This window comes from Pseudomonas sp. ZY71, from assembly GCF_036542145.1.
Taxonomy (GTDB): Bacteria; Pseudomonadota; Gammaproteobacteria; order Pseudomonadales; family Pseudomonadaceae; genus Aquipseudomonas; species Aquipseudomonas koreensis_A.
Genome location: NZ_CP144274.1, coordinates 1,374,107 through 1,392,155 on the forward strand (window position 1 = coordinate 1,374,107; position 18,049 = coordinate 1,392,155).

The following is an 18,049-nucleotide window of genomic DNA, read 5'->3' on the forward strand; positions in this document are numbered from 1 at the left end:
CAAGGGAGTAACACCATGGGTCAACTGATTGCAGGTACCTGCTACGTCAAAGTCGACGGCGCACAACTGACCATCAATGGCGGCTGCGAAGCCCCGCTGATGGCGGTCAAACGCGAAACCGTCGTACCTGGCTTCTACAAGGAAACCGACATCGCGCCGTCGTTCAAAGTGACCGCGCTGCACACCGCCGACTTCCCGCTGAAGAAGCTGATCGAAGGCACCGACATCACCGTCACCTGCGAATTCAGCAACGGCAAAGTCTACGTGCTGGCCGGTGCCTACCTGGTCGAAGAGCCAGTCTCCAAAGGCGATGACGCCACCATCGAACTGAAATTCGAAGGCATAAAGGGGACCTGGCAATGAGCGGCGCCGTGAAGCTTCAGGTTGCGATCGAAGCTCACGGCGAGCCCCTGACCGAACTCGTCCTGCGCCGTCCGACGGTGCAGGAGGTGCGAGCGATCAAGGCGCTGCCGTACAAGATCGACAAGAGCGAAGAAGTCAGCCTCGACATGGACGTGGCGGCCAAATATATCGCCGTGTGCGCCGGCATTCCGCCGTCGTCGGTCAACCAGCTGGATCTGGCTGACCTCAATGCGCTGAGCTGGGCCGTTGCGAGTTTTTTCATGAGTGCGGCGTCGGCGCCATCACCGACCTGATCGCCGTCGCCTATGACCTGGCCTGGTTCTGGAAGGTTGACCCCGAACAGATGATGGCCAGGCCACTGGATGTGCTCCGCGAATCGCTGGAGCACGCGCAACGGATCAATGCGATGCAGCAGGTGCAGTGATGGCAGAAGAAACCAAAGCTAAAGCGTCGGTATTGCTTACCGGCATCGATGAACTGTCGCCAAAGCTCGGGGCGCTGCGAGTCAAGGTCGAGAGCTTCAAGAACAACCTCGAACAGACCGGCCTCGGCAAACTGGACATCAGTGGTCTGTTCAAGGGCGGCAGCGTGATTACGCCGTTTGTGGATGGCATCAAATCGGCCGCAGCGTTTCAGGGCAAATTGGCCGAAGTGGGCGACGCGGCAAAAGCCGTCGATTTACCCGCCACGCCGAAAGTCGCTGCGCAAAACATGAACGTGTTCAGTGCGTCGATGGAAAAGGTTTCCGCAGCCGTGGACGCCGCACTGGTGCCGGCGGTGGGGGCACTGGTGGTCGGGCTGGAACCGATGCTGACTCAGGTCGGCAGCCTGCTCGCCGACAACCCGAAACTGGTCGAAGGCCTGGCGGCGGGGGCGATTGCCTTCTCTGCCATGCAAACCGCCGTCACCGGTATGACCCAGGTCATGGACGTGATGAGCATGGTGCTCAAGACCAATCCGATCATGTTGATCGCGATGGGCATCGCGGTGGCGGCCGGTTTGATTTATGCCAACTGGACGCCGATCAGCGCTTTCTTCAAGGACATGTGGGAGGGCGTGAAAAACATCGGTGTGAGTGCGATGGCGACGTTGCGCTCGATTCTCGATTGGCGACCGCTGGATGCACTGGCGGCGCTGTGGTCACCGATCGCGGGATTCTTCTCCGGGATCTGGGACAAGGTCAAAGCGGTCACCGCGCCAGTGATCGACTTTTTCAAATCGGTGTTCTCGTGGACGCCCGCCGGCATGATCCTGGAAAACTGGGCGCCGCTGACCGGTCTGTTTTCGGCGATCTGGGACTTGCTCAAGGCCTTGAGTGTGCCGGTGATGGCGTTCCTCAAAGGACTGTTCGACTGGACACCGCTGGGGATGATCATCAACAACTGGGGCGCGATCACCGGGTTCTTCGCCTCGATCTGGACGGCGCTGCAACCGGCGGCGCAAGCCATCAAGGACTTCTTCGGCACGTTGTTCGACTATTCCCCTCTGGGCATGATCGTCAACAACTGGGGCAGTATCGTGGCCTTCTTCGAACCGATCTGGGCCGCATTGCAAACCTCGGCGCAGCAGATCAAAAGCTTCTTCCAGAGCCTGTTCGAATGGTCGCCGCTGGAACAGATCGCGATGTACTGGCAACCGATCAGCGAAGTGTTTTCGACGCTGTGGGGCGTGGTGCAGGCGTTGGCCGCACCGGTACTGGAGTTTTTGCACAACATGTTCGAATGGACGCCGTTGGGGCAGATCATCAAAAACTGGGGGCCGATCACCGAGTGGTTCGGGGAGTTGTGGCAAAAACTGCAAACCGTGATTGCGCCGATCAAGGAGCTGTTCGACGGCGGCTTTGCCGGACTGATCGCCAAGGTCACCGGCAAGGTTGAAACGTTCACCGAAGCGCAACGCCAGACCAATGCCGAAGGCAAAGGCGAACTGGCACCCGCGTTCTTTGGGGCAACGCCGCAAGCAGCCAACGGTGCACTGCAAAGTGGTTCGTTGCCACAGAGTTCTGGCGCACTGATTCAACAAAGCGCAATCAACAACCGCACGCAACTCGAAGGCGGCCTGACCGTGCGCTTCGAAAATGCGCCGGCCGGGCTGCGCACCGATCAACCGCAAAGCAATCAACCGGGCCTGGCGCTGTCTTCGCGCATCGGCTATCGCTCGTTGTCGGCAGGAGGTTCCAATGAACTGGCGTGACCGTTTGTTGCCGGCATCCTTTCGTGGTGTCGGCTTCTGGATCGATCAGGCGAAAACCCCGGTCGGTCGCAAAGGTCAGTTGCACGAATACCCGCAACGCGACCTCCCGTATTTCGAGGATCTGGGCCAGCAGGCCAAGACTCACGACATCACGGCATTCATCATCGGCGCCGATTGCCTGGAGCAGCGCGACAAACTGCTCAAGGCATTGGAGGCGGGCAATGGTGAGCTGGTGCACCCGTGGCTCGGGCGCCTGCAAGTCAAGGTCGGTGAATGCGACATGACCCACACCCGCCAGGACGGCGGGTTGGTGACCTTTACCCTGAAGTTTTATCCCGATCAGCCGTTGCCGTTTCCGACCGCTACCGTCAGCACACAGAAAGTGCTGCTGGCCAAGGCCGACACGCTGTTGGGGTCTGCGGTGGCGCGCTTCGAGCAGGCGATGACGCTGATCAAGGCCGCGCGGATCGGCATTGCCAATCTGCGTAACAGCCTGACCGGCGTTTATGAGGTGATCAAAGAACAGCTCAAGCCGCTGATCGAGCAGTACCGGCAGATCACCGAACTGGTCAAAGCGGTCAAGGAGTTGCCCAAGGAAGTGGCGGCGGAGTTCAAAGGCCTGCTCGGCGATATCAAGGAACTCAAGGAGTTTGCGAAGGAGGGCTACCGTGGCGTGATTGCCGACGTGTCGCAACAACTCGAAGCGATCCGCAAGGCGGATGCGCCAAAGATCACCACCGGCAAGGACACCAACGCCGCAGCGCAAGCCATGGCCGATCTGGTGCAGGACACGATGCTGGTCAAAGTGGCGCAGTGGGTGGCGTCGATGCCAGTGGCGACCCCCGCAGTGAAACTGTCGTCGACACCTTCGGTGGCGCAGCAGGCGGATCAACCCGTGACCCGTCCGGAAGTACCGGTGACCGACGAAATGAAAGCACTGCAGAAGGCGGTCGGGGTGGCCATTGATCCGATGCTGGACAAGGCCGATCCCAAGCACCACCAGGCAATCAACGATGTCAAGGAAGCGCTGCTGGCGCATCTCAAGGCAGTGGCGTCATCCGGTGTGCGCCAGGTCACCAAATCGTTCCAGGAAAGCTTGCCGGCGCTGGTTGTGGCCTACAAGCAATTTGCCGATGCCACACGGGTGACCCAAGTGACTCAGAGCAATGCGATGAACCATCCGGGTTTTTCACCCAACGACGTGAAAGTGTCCAGGGAGTGAGCCATGAACGAGATGGATAACCGCGTCACGTTGACCGTCAACAACATGGAATACGGCGGCTGGAAAAGCGTGGAAATCACCGCTGATCTGGAGCGCCAGTTCCGCACCTTCAAACTCGACATCACCTGGCAGTGGCCGGGGCAGACGGTGGACCAGCGGATCAAGCCGGGTGACCCCTGCGAAGTGAAAATCGGCCAGGACCTGGTGCTCACCGGCTACGTGTTCAAGGCCCCGATCAGCTATGACGGACGCCAGATCAGCCTGAGCATCGAGGGCAGTTCCAAGACTCAGGATCTGGTCGATTGCGCCGCCAGAAACCAGCCGAACCAGTGGCAGGAGCAACCGTTGCTGAGCATCGTGCAGGCGCTGGCGATGGAGTACGGGCTGATGGTGGTCAATGAAATTCCCGAGACTGCACGGCTGACCAAGCACACGATTGTGCCGGGTGAAACCGTGTTCCAGTCGATCGACCGTTTGCTCTCGTTGCTGCGGGTGTTTTCCACCGATGACGAGCAGGGCCGGCTGGTGCTGGCCAAACCCGGCAGCGGTGGGCGGGCCAGTGATGCGCTCGAGCTGGGCAAGAATATCCTGTCGGCCAACGCCCCCATGGATCAGAGCCAGGTGTTCTCCGAATACCGGGTGATCGGCCAGCAGAAAGGTTCGGACAAGAAAAGCGGGGCGGCAGTCAGCGAGGTTGAATCCAGCGCGACCGATCTGAGTTTCAAACGTCGACGCACCACCATCATCAACGAGGGCACCGCGCTGACGTTCGAACTGGCCCAGCAACGCGCCCAGTGGGAGTGCGCCACCCGTATGGGGCGGGCGCAGACCACCACGTATCGGGTGCAGGGCTGGCGCCAGGCCAACGGTGATCTTTGGCGGCACAACACGCTGGTCAAAGTCACGGATCCGGTGCTTGGGTTCGATGGCGACATGCTGATCTCCAAGGTCACTTATTCGTTGTCGGCACAAGGCTCGGTGACCACGCTGCAAGTGGCGCCGCCGCATACCTTCGACGCCAATCCAATGCCACCGAAAAAATCCCCGGCCTGACACCGAACCCTGTAGGAGTGAGCCTGCTCGCGATAGCGTCGGCAGCCTCAACATCACAGTGCCTGACCCACCGCCATCGCGAGCAGGCTCACTCCTACAGTTGATCGCGTCGTGGCCGCCTCTTTGAAGGACACCCCATGAGCCTACTGACACGCCTGCTGGCGCGCGGCACTGTCGTGCTCGCCAATTCGGCATCCAAGCTGCAATCGCTGCAAATGCGCCTCACCGCCGGCGAAGTGAACGATGACCTCGAGCACTTCGAACCCTACGGCTTCACCAGCCATCCGCTGGCCGGTGCCGAAGGTGTCGTCACCTTCATCGGCGGCGACCGTTCCCACGCCATCGCTCTGGTCATCGCTGACCGCCGCTATCGCCTGCAAGCGCTGGCCGCTGGTGAAGTGGCGATCTACACCGACGAGGGCGACAAGATTCATTTCAAGCGTGGGCGGATCATCGACATCGAAACCGCCACGCTGAACATCCGCGCCAGCAGCGCGGTGAACTTCGATACGCCGGTGATCAATCAGACCGGCAAGATCGTGTCCACCGGCGATCAACTCGCCGGTGGCATCAGCCAGATCAAACACGTGCACGTCGGTGTGCAGGCCGGCAGCGGCCAGACCGGCGCGCCGGCAGGAGGCAAGTGATGCTGATCAGCCAAAACCTCCACGCTGCACTGACGCGCGCCGTGCTCATCAGCCTGTTCACCTGGCGCCGCGCCGCCGATGACGACGCCCTCGACGACGAAGAGCGTTTCGGCTGGTGGGGCGACACGTTTCCCACCGTTGCCGACGACCGCATCGGCTCACGGTTATGGCTACTGCGCCGGGTGAAATTGACCCGACAAACGCAGATGGACGCCGAGTTCTATGCCCGCGAAGCCTTGCAATGGCTGATCGACGACGGCCATTGCAGCGCCATCGACATCATCAGCGAACGCCTCGACGCCCAGCGTCTGAACCTGCGCACGGTCCTGACCCTGGCCGACGGCGAACGTCTGGACATCAACCCCGATAACAGTTGGCAGGTGATCTATGCCGTTTGAAACCCCTTCGCTGCCGGTGCTGATCAAGCGCACCCAAAGCGACCTGGCCGGCGATTCGCTGCGCCAGTCCGATGCGCAAGTGCTGGCCCGTACCCTCGGTGGCGCGGCTTATGGTCTGTACGGTTATCTCGACTGGATTGCCGAACAGATCCTGCCTGACAAGGCCGACGAGTCGACCCTTGAACGCATCGCCGCACTGCGCCTGAACCAGCCACGTAAACCCGCGCAAGTCGCCACCGGTAGTGTCAGTTTTACCGCTACTGCCGGCGCGGTGCTCGACGCCGATACGCTGCTGCAAACCAATGACGGCCGCACCTACAAAGTCACCGCCGCACGCACCACGGCCAATGGCAGCAACACCACCACGATTGCCGCGCTGGATGCTGGCAGCCTCGGCAATGCCGACGCCGGGCTGGCGCTGACACCGGTGCAGCCGATTGCCGGTGTGGTCGGCAACAGCTTTGTCGTGCTGGCGCCGGGACTCAGCGGCGGCGTGGCGCGGGAAAGTCTGGAGTCGCTGCGCTCGCGGGTGATTCGTTCCTACCGCGTGATTCCCCATGGCGGTTCGGCCAGCGACTACGAGACCTGGGCACTGGAAGTGCCGGGCGTGACCCGCGCCTGGTGTCGTGGCGGCCTGCTCGGGCCGGGCACGGTGACGGTGTTCATCATGCGTGATGAAGACCCGCAACCGGTGCCCAACGATGAGCAATTGGCGGAGGTTCAGGCGTACATCGAACCGCTGCGTCCAGTGACGGCGGAAGTGCACGTGCAGCGGCCGATTCAAGTGCCGGTGGTGTATCGCTTCAAGAACGTCAACCCGGACACCAGCGCCGTGCGCGCTGCGGTTGAGGCGCAACTGCGCGACCTGCACAACCGCGAGGCCGATCTGGGCGTGCCGTTGCTGATCAGCCATATCCGCGAAGCCATCAGCAGCGCTGGCGGTGAGTACGATCACACGCTGACCGCGCCGGCCGCTGACGTGCCTGCCGGGCAAAGTGAACTGCTGACCTTCGGAGGTTGCGTATGGGGGGCATAAGAACCGCCGCGCAATATCAGGCGCAACTGCGCGCCTTGCTGCCCACTGGCCCGGCGTGGGACCCGGAGCACGTGCCGGAACTGGAAGAAGTGCTGCAAGGCGTCGCCGTCGAACTGGCGCGCCTCGATGCGCGTGCTGCCGACCTGCTCAATGAGATGGACCCGGCCGGCGTCAGCGAACTGGTGCCGGACTGGGAACAGGTGATGAACCTGCCCGACCCGTGCCTGGGCGCCACACCGCTGTTCGACGACCGCCGCCTCGCCGTACGCCGGCGCTTGCTCGCGGTCGGCAGCCAGGCTGTCGGTTACTACATCGACATCGCCAAAAGCCAGGGTTACCCCAACGCGACCATCACCGAACTCGAAGCCCCGCGCATGGGCCGTTCGCGTTTCGGCTCGGCGCATTGGGGCACCTGGGAAGCGCAGTTCATGTGGACGCTCAACACCGGCGGGCGCTTGTTGCTCGGTCGGCGTTTCGGCGCGAGCTATTGGGGAGAGCGTTTCGGCGTCAACCCGGGCTCGGCGCTGGAATGCCTGATCCACCGCAGTGCGCCGGCGCACACCAAGGTGCACATCAATTATGACTAGGGAGGAATAAGCCATGGATTATCCGAACAGTGTGCCCAGCGCCGGTTTGGTGAATGGGAAGTTTGTCGATGAGAACCCAATGACCGGAACCCCGGGATCGTTGATTCCGGCGGATTGGGGGAATGGGGTTACGCAGGAAATTCTCAACGTGATCAATGCCGGGGGGCTGACCCCGGACGAGAAGAAATACGATCAGTTGTTGCAGGCGATTCAAAGCGTTTCGGCCAAGGGCTGGAATCTGGATTCGGCGTTGCCGATTGGCGCCTTGCCCACCGCTACCGTGGCTACGGCAGACGGGCGATTGCCGATCACGCCGACCGCGTTTGCTACCAGTGGCGGGCGCTTGTCGATTCTGCCCGGTGTGCTGGTCAGCTTGGGCCAGGAAGTGCTGGCAGGTCAGTTGGGTCGTCCGCGTACCTTCACGACCCAAGCCTGGAGCAGTGCCGATCTGTTGCCGAATTCCGGCTACTTTTTGCGCGCACAAGTGGTTGCTGGCGTGCTGACCTTCTATACGCAACGCGGCACGATCTACGACGCTACACCGGAAGGCTTGAAGGGCACGATCAATGGGGCGGCGGGAGGTGGTTTCCAGTCGACACCTCTGGATCTCTGTCTGGCGTGGGTGGTGACAGCCGGACCCGGGGCGGTACCGATTGTCAGGTCGATCTACAACCGGAGCCGGTTGACGTGGACACAGACAGTCAACGGCAATGGTGTGGTTTACCTGCCACTCGATCCACATGCGCGGGCAGCGCGGCTGGTGGTGGGCAATCCGACGCCGCATCCGACGGCTATCAGTGCAGTCGGGTTTGCACCCGCAGGATGGCTCGGCGGCAATTACTGTTTTTTGAACCCGACGATTGGAACATCCAGTAATTGGGACGGCTGGGCAACCGCCAATGCACCTGTATTGATTTTCTCCAGCAACGTGGTGAGCGACACGACTGTTTCGTCCCTCACTGCCAGCTTCGACCATGCTGAATTGCGCTCGCTTTGGCAGAGCTACCAGACAGAACACACTTGGGGCGCGAGCAACGCCGCAAGCGATGAGCTGCTATTCAGCATGGGGCTCAAAAGTCACGGTTTGTCTGACTATGCATCGGGTATCGCTGTCAATTTCACCGCGGCGGTCAATATCAGTTTTTCCTGGGAGTTGATCCGATGATCATCATTCAAGAACTGCATCAGTTCGAGGACGGCTTGCGCCCGGCACAACCTTCTGTTGCTCATGATTGGGACGGCGAGAAGTGGCAGCTGAATCCCGCCAGAGTCGCCGAACTGGAACAGCAGGAAGCCGAACGCCTGTGCAACACAGTCGATGCCGCCGCTGACAAAGCTCGTACCGAACTGGCCGGCGACCCGCTCAAAGCCATGGAATACGCCCAGGCCGCCGCCGACGCGCAGGCTTATCAGGACGCCGGTTACCCGAAAAAGGAAGTGCCGCTGTCAGTCGCCGCGTGGGTGGTCAAAGGGCGCACTGCCAAACAGGCCGCCGAGCAGATTCTGAGCAAGGCCGATCAACTGACCGACCATCTGCTGGCGCTGCGTACGCTGCGCCTGAAGGCCAAAGCGCAAATTCGCGCGCAGGCTGCCAAGGGCAACATGGACCTGGCGCGCAGCGCTGGTGACGAAGCTTTGGTCGCCATTCGCGAGTTGGCCAACGGCCTTTCCGGCTAAGCCGAAAACCTTCATTCAGCGTCACCCAAGCCCACTTCGTTGTGGGCTTTTTATTTTCAGAAAACGGACCGTGGACAGGCACGCAGAAGACGCTGTGTCGACGCCGGTCATTTGTCATTTCAAAGGAACGAGCAACCTATGGATTATCCAAAAAGCGTCCCCAGCGTCGGCCTGGTCGATGGTCGCTTCGTCGATGAAAACCCGGTGGCGGGTACGCCGGGCTCCTTGATTCCGGCGGTGTGGGGCAACAGTGTGACTCAGGAAATTCTGAGTGTGATCAGCGGTGGCGGGCTGGTGGCTTCCGAGGCGGATACCAGCCAACTATTCAAGGCGATTCAATCGATTGTTGGCAGCGCTAGTCCGATGCGTTCGGTGATTACCCGGCTTGCAGCTTCCAAGTCACTGGCTGAGCAGGAACTCGGTCTCGTTTTGATCGATGGCAGTCCCGCTCCCGTGACCCTGACTTTACCGCCGGCGGATCTTGCTCTGGGTGTACGCGATGTGATTCTTCGTCGTGTCGACAACAGCGGCAATCGCCTCGTTGTTCAAGCATCCGGCACCGACAGGATTCGCTTTCACACCTACCTGTCGTCCAGCGGTTATCCGTTTCTGGTGTTGATGGGTGGAGGTGACTGGTGGCATCTGCGCAGTGACGGAGCCGGGAGCTGGTGGCCGATAGGACGCTTCGACAATAACGCCTTGGGCCGCCCGTTGTTCGAAACCACCACAACGCTTAACCCGGGTGGTTATGGGGTTCCCAACGGTGATCTGTTCAAGCGGGCCGAATGGCCGTGGCTGTGGGATTTTGCTCAGGCGTCCGGGGCACTGACGACCGAAGCTGCCCGTGCAGGCCGAGAAGGTGGCTGGACCAGTGGCGATGGAGCCTCGAACTTTCGAATTCCCGAGATTCGGGGCGAGTTTCTACGGGTACTCAGTGAAACCAGAAACGTTGATACCGGACGAGTAATGGGCAGTCTGCAAATGCATGCGTTGCAGAGCCACAACCATTATCTGCCGACTGGGACCGGGGCGACTTTCAAGCCTGCTCCAGCGATTCCAGACCCCGTCTGGGACGTTAACACCAACGTCAACTTTTCACCGACGACCGCAACCGTGGCAACGACCTATCCCAACCCTGCATTCGACTCTGATACCTACATCGGCAATATCGGCAATTTCGCTGCTGAAACCCGACCGCGAAACATCGCTTATCCCGCACGAATCAAACTGATCTGAGGTGCACATGTTCAATTATTTGATAGATGACAGCGGTGCATTGACCGGGCCTGTCGAGTTTCCGCTGGTGCCCGGGATCGGTCTGCAACTGCCAAGCAATGCGGTGACGCTGAGCATCGAACTCTCCCCGGCGCCTGAGGGGTTTGCCTGGGCCTATGACAAGGGTTCGTTGCAACAGCAGATCGATTGTCGCGGCGATGTCTATCGCACTGACACAGGCATTCGGGAAACCTGGAACGCGCTTGGCGAATTGCCAGAGGGCTTCACCCGGTTGCCTTTTCCGGGTGGCTTTCACTTCTGGTTGGGCAACGCCTGGCAGGTCGATGAGGCCGCGCAACTGGCGGATCGCAAACGCATCGTCCTCGTTAAGCGCGACGCACTGCTACGCGACGCCGTGCTGCGCATCGCCCCCCTGCAGTACGCCGAAGACATCGGCGATGCCAGCCATGACGAACAACTGCTGCTGATCGAGTGGAAGCTCTACAGCGTCGAGCTGAACCGCATTGAAAAGGCGAGCGGTTTTCCTGAAAACATCTCTTGGCCGGTGGTGCCTGGCGCCGCTGTCGCTGACTGAACCCGCACAAGGAGACGTGCAATGGATTATCCGAAAAGCATTCCCGGTGTGGGACTGGTCAACGGTGGCTTCATCGATGAAAACCCCGTCGCCGGAACACCGGGTTCACTGATCCCGGCCGCGTGGGGCAACAGCGTCACTCAAGAAATTCTCAATGCGATCAAGGCTGCCGGATTGACCCCGGATGAAGCCAAAACCGATCAACTGGCCACAGCCATCGGCGCCCTCGTTGATTTCACCAAACTGAAAAATACCCCAACCACGTTGGCTGGTTATGGCATCACCGATGCGGTGGGGAGGTTGCTGGCAGTCCGGCAGATCGAGACGGTCGGGATCACGGTTTACAAACCGAACCCAAGAGCCAGGCGCATTCGTGTGCGTCTGGTTGGAGCCGGAGGCTCGGGGGGCGGCTGTGCACCGGTGGCAGCGGGTTATCACAGCATCGGCGGTGGCGGTGGCGGTGGCGCCTATGGCGAGAGTTTGTACGACGTGAGCGCGGAAATGATGGCCGGCGTGCCGGTTTCACTGGGAGCGGGTGGCGCTTCACGTAACGCGATGGGACAGGCCGGTGGTGGTGCTTCTTTTGGCAGCTACATGAGCGTGGCAGGAGGCATGGGCGGGCAAATCCTGACCTTTCCCGTGACAGCCTCGGCAGTCGGCTTCGTTCAGGGTGGCGCCGGAGGGCAAGCCGTAACTGGTGGCAACCTCGCTAACGCACGTGGAATTGGCGGTGGTTACGCCATGTACAACGCCAATTGGGGCGTATTGGCAGGCGGTGGCGGAGCGAGTCCGTTTGATGGCGGTGGCCCGTTGATGGGCCTCAGTGGCCCTGGCACTTCAGGGAGCCGAGGCTCGGGTGGCAGTGGTTCTTGTTCAACCAATGCATCCGCCTCTGTCCTTAGCGGTGTCGGCGGCAACGCCTTCTGTGAAATCTGGGAGTACGAGTAATGGCCGTTTATGCACGGATCGAGAACGGCGTAGTCGTCGAACGGATCGACACCGGTGACTACGCAATCAGCCAACTGTTCGCGCCGTCTTTTGTCGAGTCGATGGTGCGAGTGCCGGATGGTCAGGCGGTCGAAATCGGCGCGCCGATCAGTGAGTTGCCGACTGTCGCCGAACCACGGCCCGCGCAGGAAAGTGCGGTGATTTTTCAGGCGCCGGTTGTTGCAGATCAAGCGCCTGCGGCAGCGGAACGCAGCTGGCGTCAGGCATCCCTTTCAGCGACCGAATGGATGGTCACTCGCCATCGCGATGAGCAGGAACTGGGGCGCGGAACCTTACTCAAGGCTGCGCAATACCTGGAACTGCTTGAGTACCGGCAAGCGCTGCGCGACTGGCCTGATTCGGCGTTTTTTTCCGCAGCGGATTCCCGACCGTCAGCACCGCTTTGGCTGGCCAGCGTGATTGGCTGAGGCCTGCGCACCCACTGTATTTCAATCAAGGAGATGAACATTGGATTATCCCAAGAGTGTGCCCAGTGTCGGCCTGGTCAATGGCCAGTTTGTCGACGAAGACCCGATCACCGGTAAACCCGGCTCGCTGATCCCGGCGACGTGGGGCAACAGCGTCACGCAAGAGATTCTTAACGTTGTTCAGGCGGCCGGTCTGACGCCGAACGAGTCGTCGAACAATCAGTTGTTGGCGGCATTGCGCAGCCCGACATTGTTCACGACGGCGCCGCAGTTTGATGGTGGACGCTCGGCAGCAACGTCCGAGTTTGTGCAACGGGCGCTGGGCAGTTATGCCAGTACTCGCAGTATATCCACCGCCACCCAATTGACTCAGGCTGATGTCGGCTGCTCGATCGGTCTGGGCGGTAACGCGGCGTACACCGTTACGCTGCCGGATGCCGCTGCGGTGCCGAACGGCGTCACGATCAGCCTGCATTGCCGTAACAGTGCGCCCGTCACGGTGGCCAGTAAAACCGGCACGCAGATCAGTCCGCAAGGGGCTTATCTGGCGTCGATCGTCATCAATAATGGTGAGAGTGCGAACTTCGTCAGAGAGTCTGGGGTGTGGGTGGTTTATGGCACTGCTGCGTTGAAGTACTCGGCGTTTGCGGCGCAACTCAATCCAAGCACTCAATTCGGCTATCAAAAATTTCCCAGTGGGTTGATCGTGCAGTGGTTGATCGGCGCATCTGACGTCAATGCAACCATGAGTCTGTCACTGCCCATCAGATTTCCTACTGCAGTCCTCGGTGGCGTGGCCAACGAGGCTTATCCCGGCGCCTGGGTTTCCAGCACCGGGACAATCTGGGGGTTCGATACGTCCGCCTCATCCACTTCTGTAGCCGTTGCACGCGTCAGGGTGGCTGACGGAACAACTGTAAGACCGGGACCAGGCGTTTCCGGTCGAATTCTGGTTTGGGGGTATTAACGATGTCTATTTACTTTTACGCACAAACCCTGGGCTTTGATCGGGTCGACAGCGCACTTCCCGAAGTGCCTGAAGGGGCGGTGGAAATCACCGAGGCGCAATACGCCGAACTGTTTGCGGGACAAGCTGCCGGAAAAGTCATCAGCGCCAGTCACTCTGGCCAGCCTGTGTTGACCGATCCTCTCAATTCCCCGATTGCGCTGGCCAACCGTGAACGCGCATGGCGCAACCAGGTGCTTCAAAACACCCAATGGTTGGTGTTCCGCGACGCTGAAGAGCTTGAAGTGGGTGAGGGCACAACCCTGCGCGCCGAAGAGATCAAACAACTGCTCGCCTATCGGCAGGCACTGCGGGACTGGCCCAATGCTCCGGACTTCCCGGACACACGCTCGCGCCCGGTAGAACCCGATTGGCTTGAAGGCTTGTCGTCCGTCTGACCCTATGAGGACTTAATGTGGACTATCCAAAAAGCGTTCCCAGCGTCGGGCTGGTGAATGGCAAATTCGTTAACGAAGACGTCGTCGCAGGATTGCCCGGATCCCTGATCCCGGCGACCTGGGGCAACAGCGTTACCGACGAGCTGTTGAACGTCGTCAAATCCGCCGGCCTTGAGCCGAGCGAAGCCGATGCAACCCAGTTGTTGCAAGCGGTGAAAAAACTCAGTCAGGCAGGTGAAGACAAACATGCCACTGACATCGGCGCGGCCAATCTCTACATGGCCAATTATGTGCCTGCCGTCACCGCATTGAAGGACGGCTTGGCGCTGCGCTTTACTGCCGGTAATGCCAATACCGGGGCGAGTACGTTTGCACCGAACGGCTTGATGCCCAAGCCGCTGGTCAGTCTTGCAGCGAGTGCGTTGCGCCCTGCCGAGATTGTCGGCGGTAGTGTGTGTTCGGTGGTGTACAGCGCAGCACTGGATAGTTGGGTGCGGGTGTATGCGAGTGGTGGCAATGCTGCAAGTGGCCGGCTCTTGGGGATCAGGACATTTACCGCGTCCGGCATCTATGTGCCAGCAGTGGGAATGAAGAACGTATGGGTCACCATCGTCGGCGGAGGTGGTGGCAGCTCGGGAATCGATGCGACCAACTCTACCCAGGTTTCCCTTACAGGCGGTGGCGCTTCCGGTAGCTACGCACAAGCCTGGTTATCATCTGCCGCGATCGGGCAAAGCCAAATCATTACCGTGGGGGCTGGGGGCGCGGCGGGGGTTGTCGGCACAGGCGGAGGAAGTGGCGGTACCAGTTCGCTGGGTTCATTGGTTACGGCCACCGGTGGTGGCGGGTCTCCCTGGAATTCTCCGCTCACGCTTCCTGGATTCGGCTTGTATGTAGGTGGTTTTCCCAGCCAAACCTCAAGTGGCGGCAACATTGTCAATTCGGCAGGTGCGGCCGGCAATCCAGGGATGTGCCTCACCTGATCAACACTTGCCGGGCATGGCGCAAACTCACCGCTTGGCAGTGGTGGTTATGCGAGTAGCGTCGCATTGAGTGTGGCTGCCCCCGGTTCCGGTTATGGTTCAGGCGCGGGCGGGATCGCTAACACAACCAATCAGCCGGGTAGACCGGGCGCAGCAGGCGCTCCCGGTGCCGTGATCATCTACGAGTACGCCTGATGAAAACCTACGCACGCATCACCCAGAACACCGTGGTCGAACTCTTCTCCACCGACGGAAATATGGCCGAGATGTTTCATCCGGATCTGCTCTGGGTCGACATCACTGAAATCACTCCGGTACCGCAAATCGACTGGACCGCCCACTTCGGTACCCTCGGTTGGGTGTTCGACGTGCCCGAAGAACTTGCACCGGACAGCACCCTGAAAACTCTGGCAAAAAAATGGCTGACGGGCATTGGCCGTCAACCGTGATTCAATCGAGGCAATATCCAGGGAGGATCAAGCATTATGCAAATAACTGAAAACAACCTTATCGACATCATGCCCAACGCCCGCAGCCAAGCGGGCGTTTTTGTTTCTGCACTCAACAGCGCCATGGCGCGCCGTCATATCGATTCGCCCAAACGTATCGCGGCATTTCTTGCGCAAATCGGCCATGAGTCAGGGCAACTGCGCTATGTGCGGGAACTGGGCAACAACCAATACCTGAGCAAATACGACACCGGTACGTTGGCCTTGCGTCTGGGCAACACGCCGGAGGCTGACGGCGACGGGCAAAAATACCGGGGGCGCGGGTTGATCCAGATTACCGGCCGTTCGAATTACCACCAGTGCAGTCTTGGTCTGTTCGGCGATGAGCGTCTGCTGTCGTTGCCCGAACTGCTCGAACAGCCGCAATGGGCCGCTGAGTCTGCCGCTTGGTTCTGGGAACAGAAAGGTTTGAACGCACTGGCCGACCGCGACGAGTTCAACACCATCACCCGGCGCATCAACGGCGGGTTGAACGGGTTGCAGGATCGCCTGGAAATCTGGGCGCGGGCGAGGGCGGTGCTATGCCAATCCCCTGGCGAATGATCGGCGTCCTGTTGCTGGCTGCGGGTGCTTTTGCCGCGGCCTGGCAGTTTCAGGAGTGGCGCTACGGCCGGCAATTGGCCGAGCAGGCTCGGTTAAACGCCGAAGTCCTCAATCAACAGAATTTTGCTGCCGCCTCAGCGCAACAGGCCGAGCAGGATAAACGCCTGGCGCTGGAGCAGCGGCTCGCGACCAGTGAACAAACCCACTACCGAGCGCTGAGCGATGCCCAACGTGATCAGGATCGCCTGCGCGATCGTCTTGCCACTGCTGATGTGCGCCTGTCAGTCCTTCTCGACGCCGGCGACGTTGCCTCAGGCTGCAACGTGCCAGCCACCGCCGGCGCCGGCAGCGTGGATCATGCAACCGTACGCGCCCGACTTGACCCGGCGCATGCTCAACGAATTGTCGCCATCACCGATACCGGCGACCGTGGACTGATTGCCTTGCAGGCTTGTCAGGCGTATGTCAGAGCGCTGGCGCCCGAACATTTTGAATGAGTCTGTGTATTGAAAGCGCAACCGGGTCGTGTACGGTGGAGGCATTCCACACGATCCGGAGCACGCCGTGAAAGAGATCACTCAACTGGCCGCCGACCTTGGCCGACGTCTGCAACTGCTCAATGCCCACGTCACCACCGCCGAGTCGTGTACCGGTGGCGGGATTGCCGAAGCCATCACACGGATTCCCGGCAGTTCTGCGTGGTTCGAGGCGGGTTACGTGACCTACTCCAACCGGCAGAAAACTCAGCAACTGAATGTACCGACCGAGTTGTTCGAAACGGTGGGTGCAGTCAGTCGCGAGGTGGTCGAGGCGATGGTGCGTGGTGCACAGGACAAAAGCCTGGCGCGATTTGCCGTGGCGGTCAGCGGTGTGGCCGGGCCGGACGGCGGTTCGCCGAACAAACCGGTCGGCACGGTGTGGCTGGCTTGGGGTGTTGGCGAGACCGTGACCACTGAAGTGCAGCACTTCCCCGGCAACCGCGATGACGTCCGCCGACAAACGGTGAAGGCCGCGCTAGAGGGGCTCCTGCGACTAGCGGCACGAGAAATCGAAAATCAGGGGTAGGCGATCCGCGAGCGCTGTGGAATAATACTGGCTACTTATACAGGTGTTGGCCGTCAGGCCTTATTGATTACGTGAGGACTTTAATGGACGACAACAAGAAGAAAGCCTTGGCTGCGGCCCTGGGTCAGATCGAACGTCAATTCGGCAAGGGTGCCGTGATGCGTATGGGCGATCAGGACCGTCAGGCGATCCCGGCTATCTCCACTGGCTCTCTGGGTCTGGACATCGCACTCGGCATTGGCGGCCTGCCAAAAGGCCGTATCGTTGAAATCTACGGTCCTGAATCCTCCGGTAAAACCACACTGACACTGTCCGTGATCGCCCAGGCTCAAAAAGCCGGCGCGACCTGCGCATTCGTCGACGCCGAACACGCCCTCGACCCTGAGTACGCCGGCAAGCTCGGCGTCAACGTCGACGACCTGCTGGTGTCCCAGCCGGACACCGGCGAACAGGCACTGGAAATCACCGACATGCTGGTGCGTTCCAACGCGGTTGACGTGATCATCGTCGACTCCGTGGCAGCTCTGGTACCAAAGGCTGAAATCGAAGGCGAAATGGGTGACATGCACGTGGGCCTGCAAGCCCGTCTGATGTCCCAGGCGCTGCGTAAAATCACCGGTAACATCAAGAACGCCAACTGCCTGGTGATCTTCATCAACCAGATCCGCATGAAGATCGGCGTGATGTTCGGTAGCCCGGAAACCACCACCGGTGGTAACGCACTGAAGTTCTACGCTTCGGTTCGTCTCGACATCCGCCGTACCGGCGCGGTGAAAGAAGGCGACGAAGTGGTCGGTAGCGAAACCCGCGTCAAGGTTGTGAAGAACAAGGTCGCTTCGCCGTTCCGTCAGGCCGAGTTCCAGATTCTTTACGGCAAGGGCATCTACCTCAATGGCGAGATGATCGACCTGGGTGTGCTGCACGGTTTCGTCGAGAAGTCCGGCGCCTGGTATGCCTACGAAGGCACCAAGATCGGTCAGGGCAAGGCCAACTCGGCCAAGTTCCTGGCGGACAACCCGGAAATCGCCGCGAAGCTCGAGAAGCAACTGCGTGACAAACTGCTGACTCCAGCAGCGATCGGTGACTCCAAGGCTTCTGCAGTCAAAGAGACTGAAGACGACCTGGCCGACGCTGACATCTGATT

General features: G+C 60.3%; 22 protein-coding genes and 1 pseudogene. All 23 read left to right on the forward strand.

Annotation, left to right across the window (positions count from 1 at the left end; genetic code table 11):
* Positions 1 to 15 precede the first annotated feature (15 nt).
* The 23 genes and pseudogenes from VY732_RS05935 (at position 16) to recA (ending at position 18,047) form a co-directional block, all read left to right on the forward strand.
* A complete protein-coding gene (locus VY732_RS05935) occupies positions 16 to 363 on the forward strand; it encodes a phage tail tube protein (protein ID WP_007908779.1) in 348 nt (115 codons plus the stop codon).
* Positions 360 to 656 carry a phage tail assembly protein gene (locus tag VY732_RS05940; RefSeq protein WP_007908778.1) on the forward strand — a complete coding sequence of 99 codons (297 nt, stop codon included), beginning with the start codon at positions 360 to 362 and terminating at the stop codon, positions 654 to 656. The genes VY732_RS05935 and VY732_RS05940 overlap by 4 nt, the downstream gene beginning before the upstream one ends.
* 130 nt (positions 657 to 786) lie before the next feature.
* The gene (locus VY732_RS05945; protein WP_331694899.1) at positions 787 to 2,556 is read left to right on the forward strand and encodes a phage tail protein; all 1,770 of its coding nucleotides are present in this window, start codon (positions 787 to 789) and stop codon (positions 2,554 to 2,556) included.
* Positions 2,543 to 3,778, forward strand: coding sequence for a DNA circularization protein (locus tag VY732_RS05950; protein ID WP_331694900.1), 1,236 nt, complete (start codon positions 2,543 to 2,545; stop codon positions 3,776 to 3,778). The genes VY732_RS05945 and VY732_RS05950 overlap by 14 nt, the downstream gene beginning before the upstream one ends.
* A 3-nt stretch (positions 3,779 to 3,781) precedes the next feature.
* On the forward strand, positions 3,782 to 4,831 hold the full coding sequence (locus tag VY732_RS05955; protein WP_331694901.1) for a phage baseplate assembly protein: 1,050 nt from the start codon (positions 3,782 to 3,784) through the stop codon (positions 4,829 to 4,831).
* 137 nt (positions 4,832 to 4,968) lie between these two features.
* On the forward strand, positions 4,969 to 5,478 hold the full coding sequence (locus VY732_RS05960) for a phage baseplate assembly protein V (protein ID WP_331694902.1): 510 nt from the start codon (positions 4,969 to 4,971) through the stop codon (positions 5,476 to 5,478).
* Complete coding sequence (locus tag VY732_RS05965) at positions 5,478 to 5,876, forward strand: phage GP46 family protein (protein WP_054047083.1); 399 nt, start codon at positions 5,478 to 5,480, stop codon at positions 5,874 to 5,876. The genes VY732_RS05960 and VY732_RS05965 overlap by 1 nt, the downstream gene beginning before the upstream one ends.
* On the forward strand, positions 5,866 to 6,912 hold the full coding sequence (locus VY732_RS05970) for a baseplate J/gp47 family protein (RefSeq protein WP_331694903.1): 1,047 nt from the start codon (positions 5,866 to 5,868) through the stop codon (positions 6,910 to 6,912). Before VY732_RS05965 ends, VY732_RS05970 begins: the two co-directional genes overlap by 11 nt.
* Positions 6,900 to 7,499: a YmfQ family protein gene (locus tag VY732_RS05975; protein WP_331694904.1), complete on the forward strand. Its 600-nt coding sequence runs from the start codon at positions 6,900 to 6,902 to the stop codon at positions 7,497 to 7,499. The genes VY732_RS05970 and VY732_RS05975 overlap by 13 nt, the downstream gene beginning before the upstream one ends.
* Positions 7,500 to 7,512: 13 nt before the next feature.
* Positions 7,513 to 8,664: a phage tail protein gene (locus tag VY732_RS05980; protein WP_331694905.1), complete on the forward strand. Its 1,152-nt coding sequence runs from the start codon at positions 7,513 to 7,515 to the stop codon at positions 8,662 to 8,664.
* Positions 8,661 to 9,176: a phage tail protein gene (locus VY732_RS05985; RefSeq protein ID WP_123594856.1), complete on the forward strand. Its 516-nt coding sequence runs from the start codon at positions 8,661 to 8,663 to the stop codon at positions 9,174 to 9,176. The genes VY732_RS05980 and VY732_RS05985 overlap by 4 nt, the downstream gene beginning before the upstream one ends.
* Before the next feature lie 138 nt (positions 9,177 to 9,314).
* Positions 9,315 to 10,412 (forward strand): phage tail protein, encoded by a 1,098-nt coding sequence (locus tag VY732_RS05990; RefSeq protein WP_077571360.1) that lies wholly within the window; start codon positions 9,315 to 9,317, stop codon positions 10,410 to 10,412.
* Positions 10,413 to 10,419: 7 nt separating this feature from the next.
* The gene (locus VY732_RS05995) at positions 10,420 to 10,986 is read left to right on the forward strand and encodes a tail fiber assembly protein (protein ID WP_077571452.1); all 567 of its coding nucleotides are present in this window, start codon (positions 10,420 to 10,422) and stop codon (positions 10,984 to 10,986) included.
* Positions 10,987 to 11,007: 21 nt separating this feature from the next.
* On the forward strand, positions 11,008 to 11,934 hold the full coding sequence (locus VY732_RS06000; RefSeq protein ID WP_077571361.1) for a hypothetical protein: 927 nt from the start codon (positions 11,008 to 11,010) through the stop codon (positions 11,932 to 11,934).
* Entirely contained in the window at positions 11,934 to 12,401 is a 468-nt protein-coding gene (locus VY732_RS06005) for a phage tail assembly chaperone (protein WP_331694906.1), read from the forward strand. The genes VY732_RS06000 and VY732_RS06005 overlap by 1 nt, the downstream gene beginning before the upstream one ends.
* A gap of 40 nt (positions 12,402 to 12,441) precedes the next feature.
* On the forward strand, positions 12,442 to 13,368 hold the full coding sequence (locus tag VY732_RS06010) for a gp53-like domain-containing protein (protein ID WP_331694907.1): 927 nt from the start codon (positions 12,442 to 12,444) through the stop codon (positions 13,366 to 13,368).
* A gap of 2 nt (positions 13,369 to 13,370) precedes the next feature.
* On the forward strand, positions 13,371 to 13,805 hold the full coding sequence (locus VY732_RS06015) for a phage tail assembly chaperone (RefSeq protein WP_034154925.1): 435 nt from the start codon (positions 13,371 to 13,373) through the stop codon (positions 13,803 to 13,805).
* 17 nt (positions 13,806 to 13,822) lie between these two features.
* Positions 13,823 to 14,983 (forward strand): annotated as a pseudogene (locus VY732_RS06020) (glycine-rich domain-containing protein).
* The gene (locus tag VY732_RS06025; RefSeq protein ID WP_108225240.1) at positions 14,983 to 15,237 is read left to right on the forward strand and encodes a hypothetical protein; all 255 of its coding nucleotides are present in this window, start codon (positions 14,983 to 14,985) and stop codon (positions 15,235 to 15,237) included. The pseudogene VY732_RS06020 and the gene VY732_RS06025 overlap by 1 nt, the downstream one beginning before the upstream one ends.
* Before the next feature lie 36 nt (positions 15,238 to 15,273).
* Positions 15,274 to 15,840, forward strand: coding sequence for a glycoside hydrolase family 19 protein (locus tag VY732_RS06030; protein WP_331694909.1), 567 nt, complete (start codon positions 15,274 to 15,276; stop codon positions 15,838 to 15,840).
* The gene (locus tag VY732_RS06035; RefSeq protein ID WP_331694910.1) at positions 15,819 to 16,337 is read left to right on the forward strand and encodes a lysis system i-spanin subunit Rz; all 519 of its coding nucleotides are present in this window, start codon (positions 15,819 to 15,821) and stop codon (positions 16,335 to 16,337) included. Before VY732_RS06030 ends, VY732_RS06035 begins: the two co-directional genes overlap by 22 nt.
* Positions 16,338 to 16,404: 67 nt before the next feature.
* On the forward strand, positions 16,405 to 16,905 hold the full coding sequence (locus VY732_RS06040) for a CinA family protein (RefSeq protein ID WP_331694911.1): 501 nt from the start codon (positions 16,405 to 16,407) through the stop codon (positions 16,903 to 16,905).
* Between the two features lie 83 nt (positions 16,906 to 16,988).
* Positions 16,989 to 18,047, forward strand: coding sequence for a recombinase RecA (gene recA, locus VY732_RS06045; RefSeq protein ID WP_077571370.1), 1,059 nt, complete (start codon positions 16,989 to 16,991; stop codon positions 18,045 to 18,047).
* The last annotated feature ends 2 nt before the right edge of the window (positions 18,048 to 18,049 follow it).

Excerpts from the sequence above, each read along its gene's own strand:
- VY732_RS05935 (WP_007908779.1), top strand. The coding sequence starts at position 16 with ATGGGTCAACTGATTGCAGGTACCTGCTACGTCAAAGTCGACGGCGCA.
- VY732_RS05940 (WP_007908778.1), top strand. The coding sequence starts at position 360 with ATGAGCGGCGCCGTGAAGCTTCAGGTTGCGATCGAAGCTCACGGCGAG.
- VY732_RS05945 (WP_331694899.1), top strand. The coding sequence starts at position 787 with ATGGCAGAAGAAACCAAAGCTAAAGCGTCGGTATTGCTTACCGGCATC.
- VY732_RS05950 (WP_331694900.1), top strand. The coding sequence starts at position 2,543 with ATGAACTGGCGTGACCGTTTGTTGCCGGCATCCTTTCGTGGTGTCGGC.
- VY732_RS05955 (WP_331694901.1), top strand. The coding sequence starts at position 3,782 with ATGAACGAGATGGATAACCGCGTCACGTTGACCGTCAACAACATGGAA.
- VY732_RS05960 (WP_331694902.1), top strand. The coding sequence starts at position 4,969 with ATGAGCCTACTGACACGCCTGCTGGCGCGCGGCACTGTCGTGCTCGCC.
- VY732_RS05965 (WP_054047083.1), top strand. The coding sequence starts at position 5,478 with ATGCTGATCAGCCAAAACCTCCACGCTGCACTGACGCGCGCCGTGCTC.
- VY732_RS05970 (WP_331694903.1), top strand. The coding sequence starts at position 5,866 with ATGCCGTTTGAAACCCCTTCGCTGCCGGTGCTGATCAAGCGCACCCAA.
- VY732_RS05975 (WP_331694904.1), top strand. The coding sequence starts at position 6,900 with ATGGGGGGCATAAGAACCGCCGCGCAATATCAGGCGCAACTGCGCGCC.
- VY732_RS05980 (WP_331694905.1), top strand. The coding sequence starts at position 7,513 with ATGGATTATCCGAACAGTGTGCCCAGCGCCGGTTTGGTGAATGGGAAG.
- VY732_RS05985 (WP_123594856.1), top strand. The coding sequence starts at position 8,661 with ATGATCATCATTCAAGAACTGCATCAGTTCGAGGACGGCTTGCGCCCG.
- VY732_RS05990 (WP_077571360.1), top strand. The coding sequence starts at position 9,315 with ATGGATTATCCAAAAAGCGTCCCCAGCGTCGGCCTGGTCGATGGTCGC.
- VY732_RS05995 (WP_077571452.1), top strand. The coding sequence starts at position 10,420 with ATGTTCAATTATTTGATAGATGACAGCGGTGCATTGACCGGGCCTGTC.
- VY732_RS06000 (WP_077571361.1), top strand. The coding sequence starts at position 11,008 with ATGGATTATCCGAAAAGCATTCCCGGTGTGGGACTGGTCAACGGTGGC.
- VY732_RS06005 (WP_331694906.1), top strand. The coding sequence starts at position 11,934 with ATGGCCGTTTATGCACGGATCGAGAACGGCGTAGTCGTCGAACGGATC.
- VY732_RS06015 (WP_034154925.1), top strand. The coding sequence starts at position 13,371 with ATGTCTATTTACTTTTACGCACAAACCCTGGGCTTTGATCGGGTCGAC.
- VY732_RS06025 (WP_108225240.1), top strand. The coding sequence starts at position 14,983 with ATGAAAACCTACGCACGCATCACCCAGAACACCGTGGTCGAACTCTTC.
- VY732_RS06030 (WP_331694909.1), top strand. The coding sequence starts at position 15,274 with ATGCAAATAACTGAAAACAACCTTATCGACATCATGCCCAACGCCCGC.
- VY732_RS06035 (WP_331694910.1), top strand. The coding sequence starts at position 15,819 with ATGCCAATCCCCTGGCGAATGATCGGCGTCCTGTTGCTGGCTGCGGGT.
- recA (WP_077571370.1), top strand. The coding sequence starts at position 16,989 with ATGGACGACAACAAGAAGAAAGCCTTGGCTGCGGCCCTGGGTCAGATC.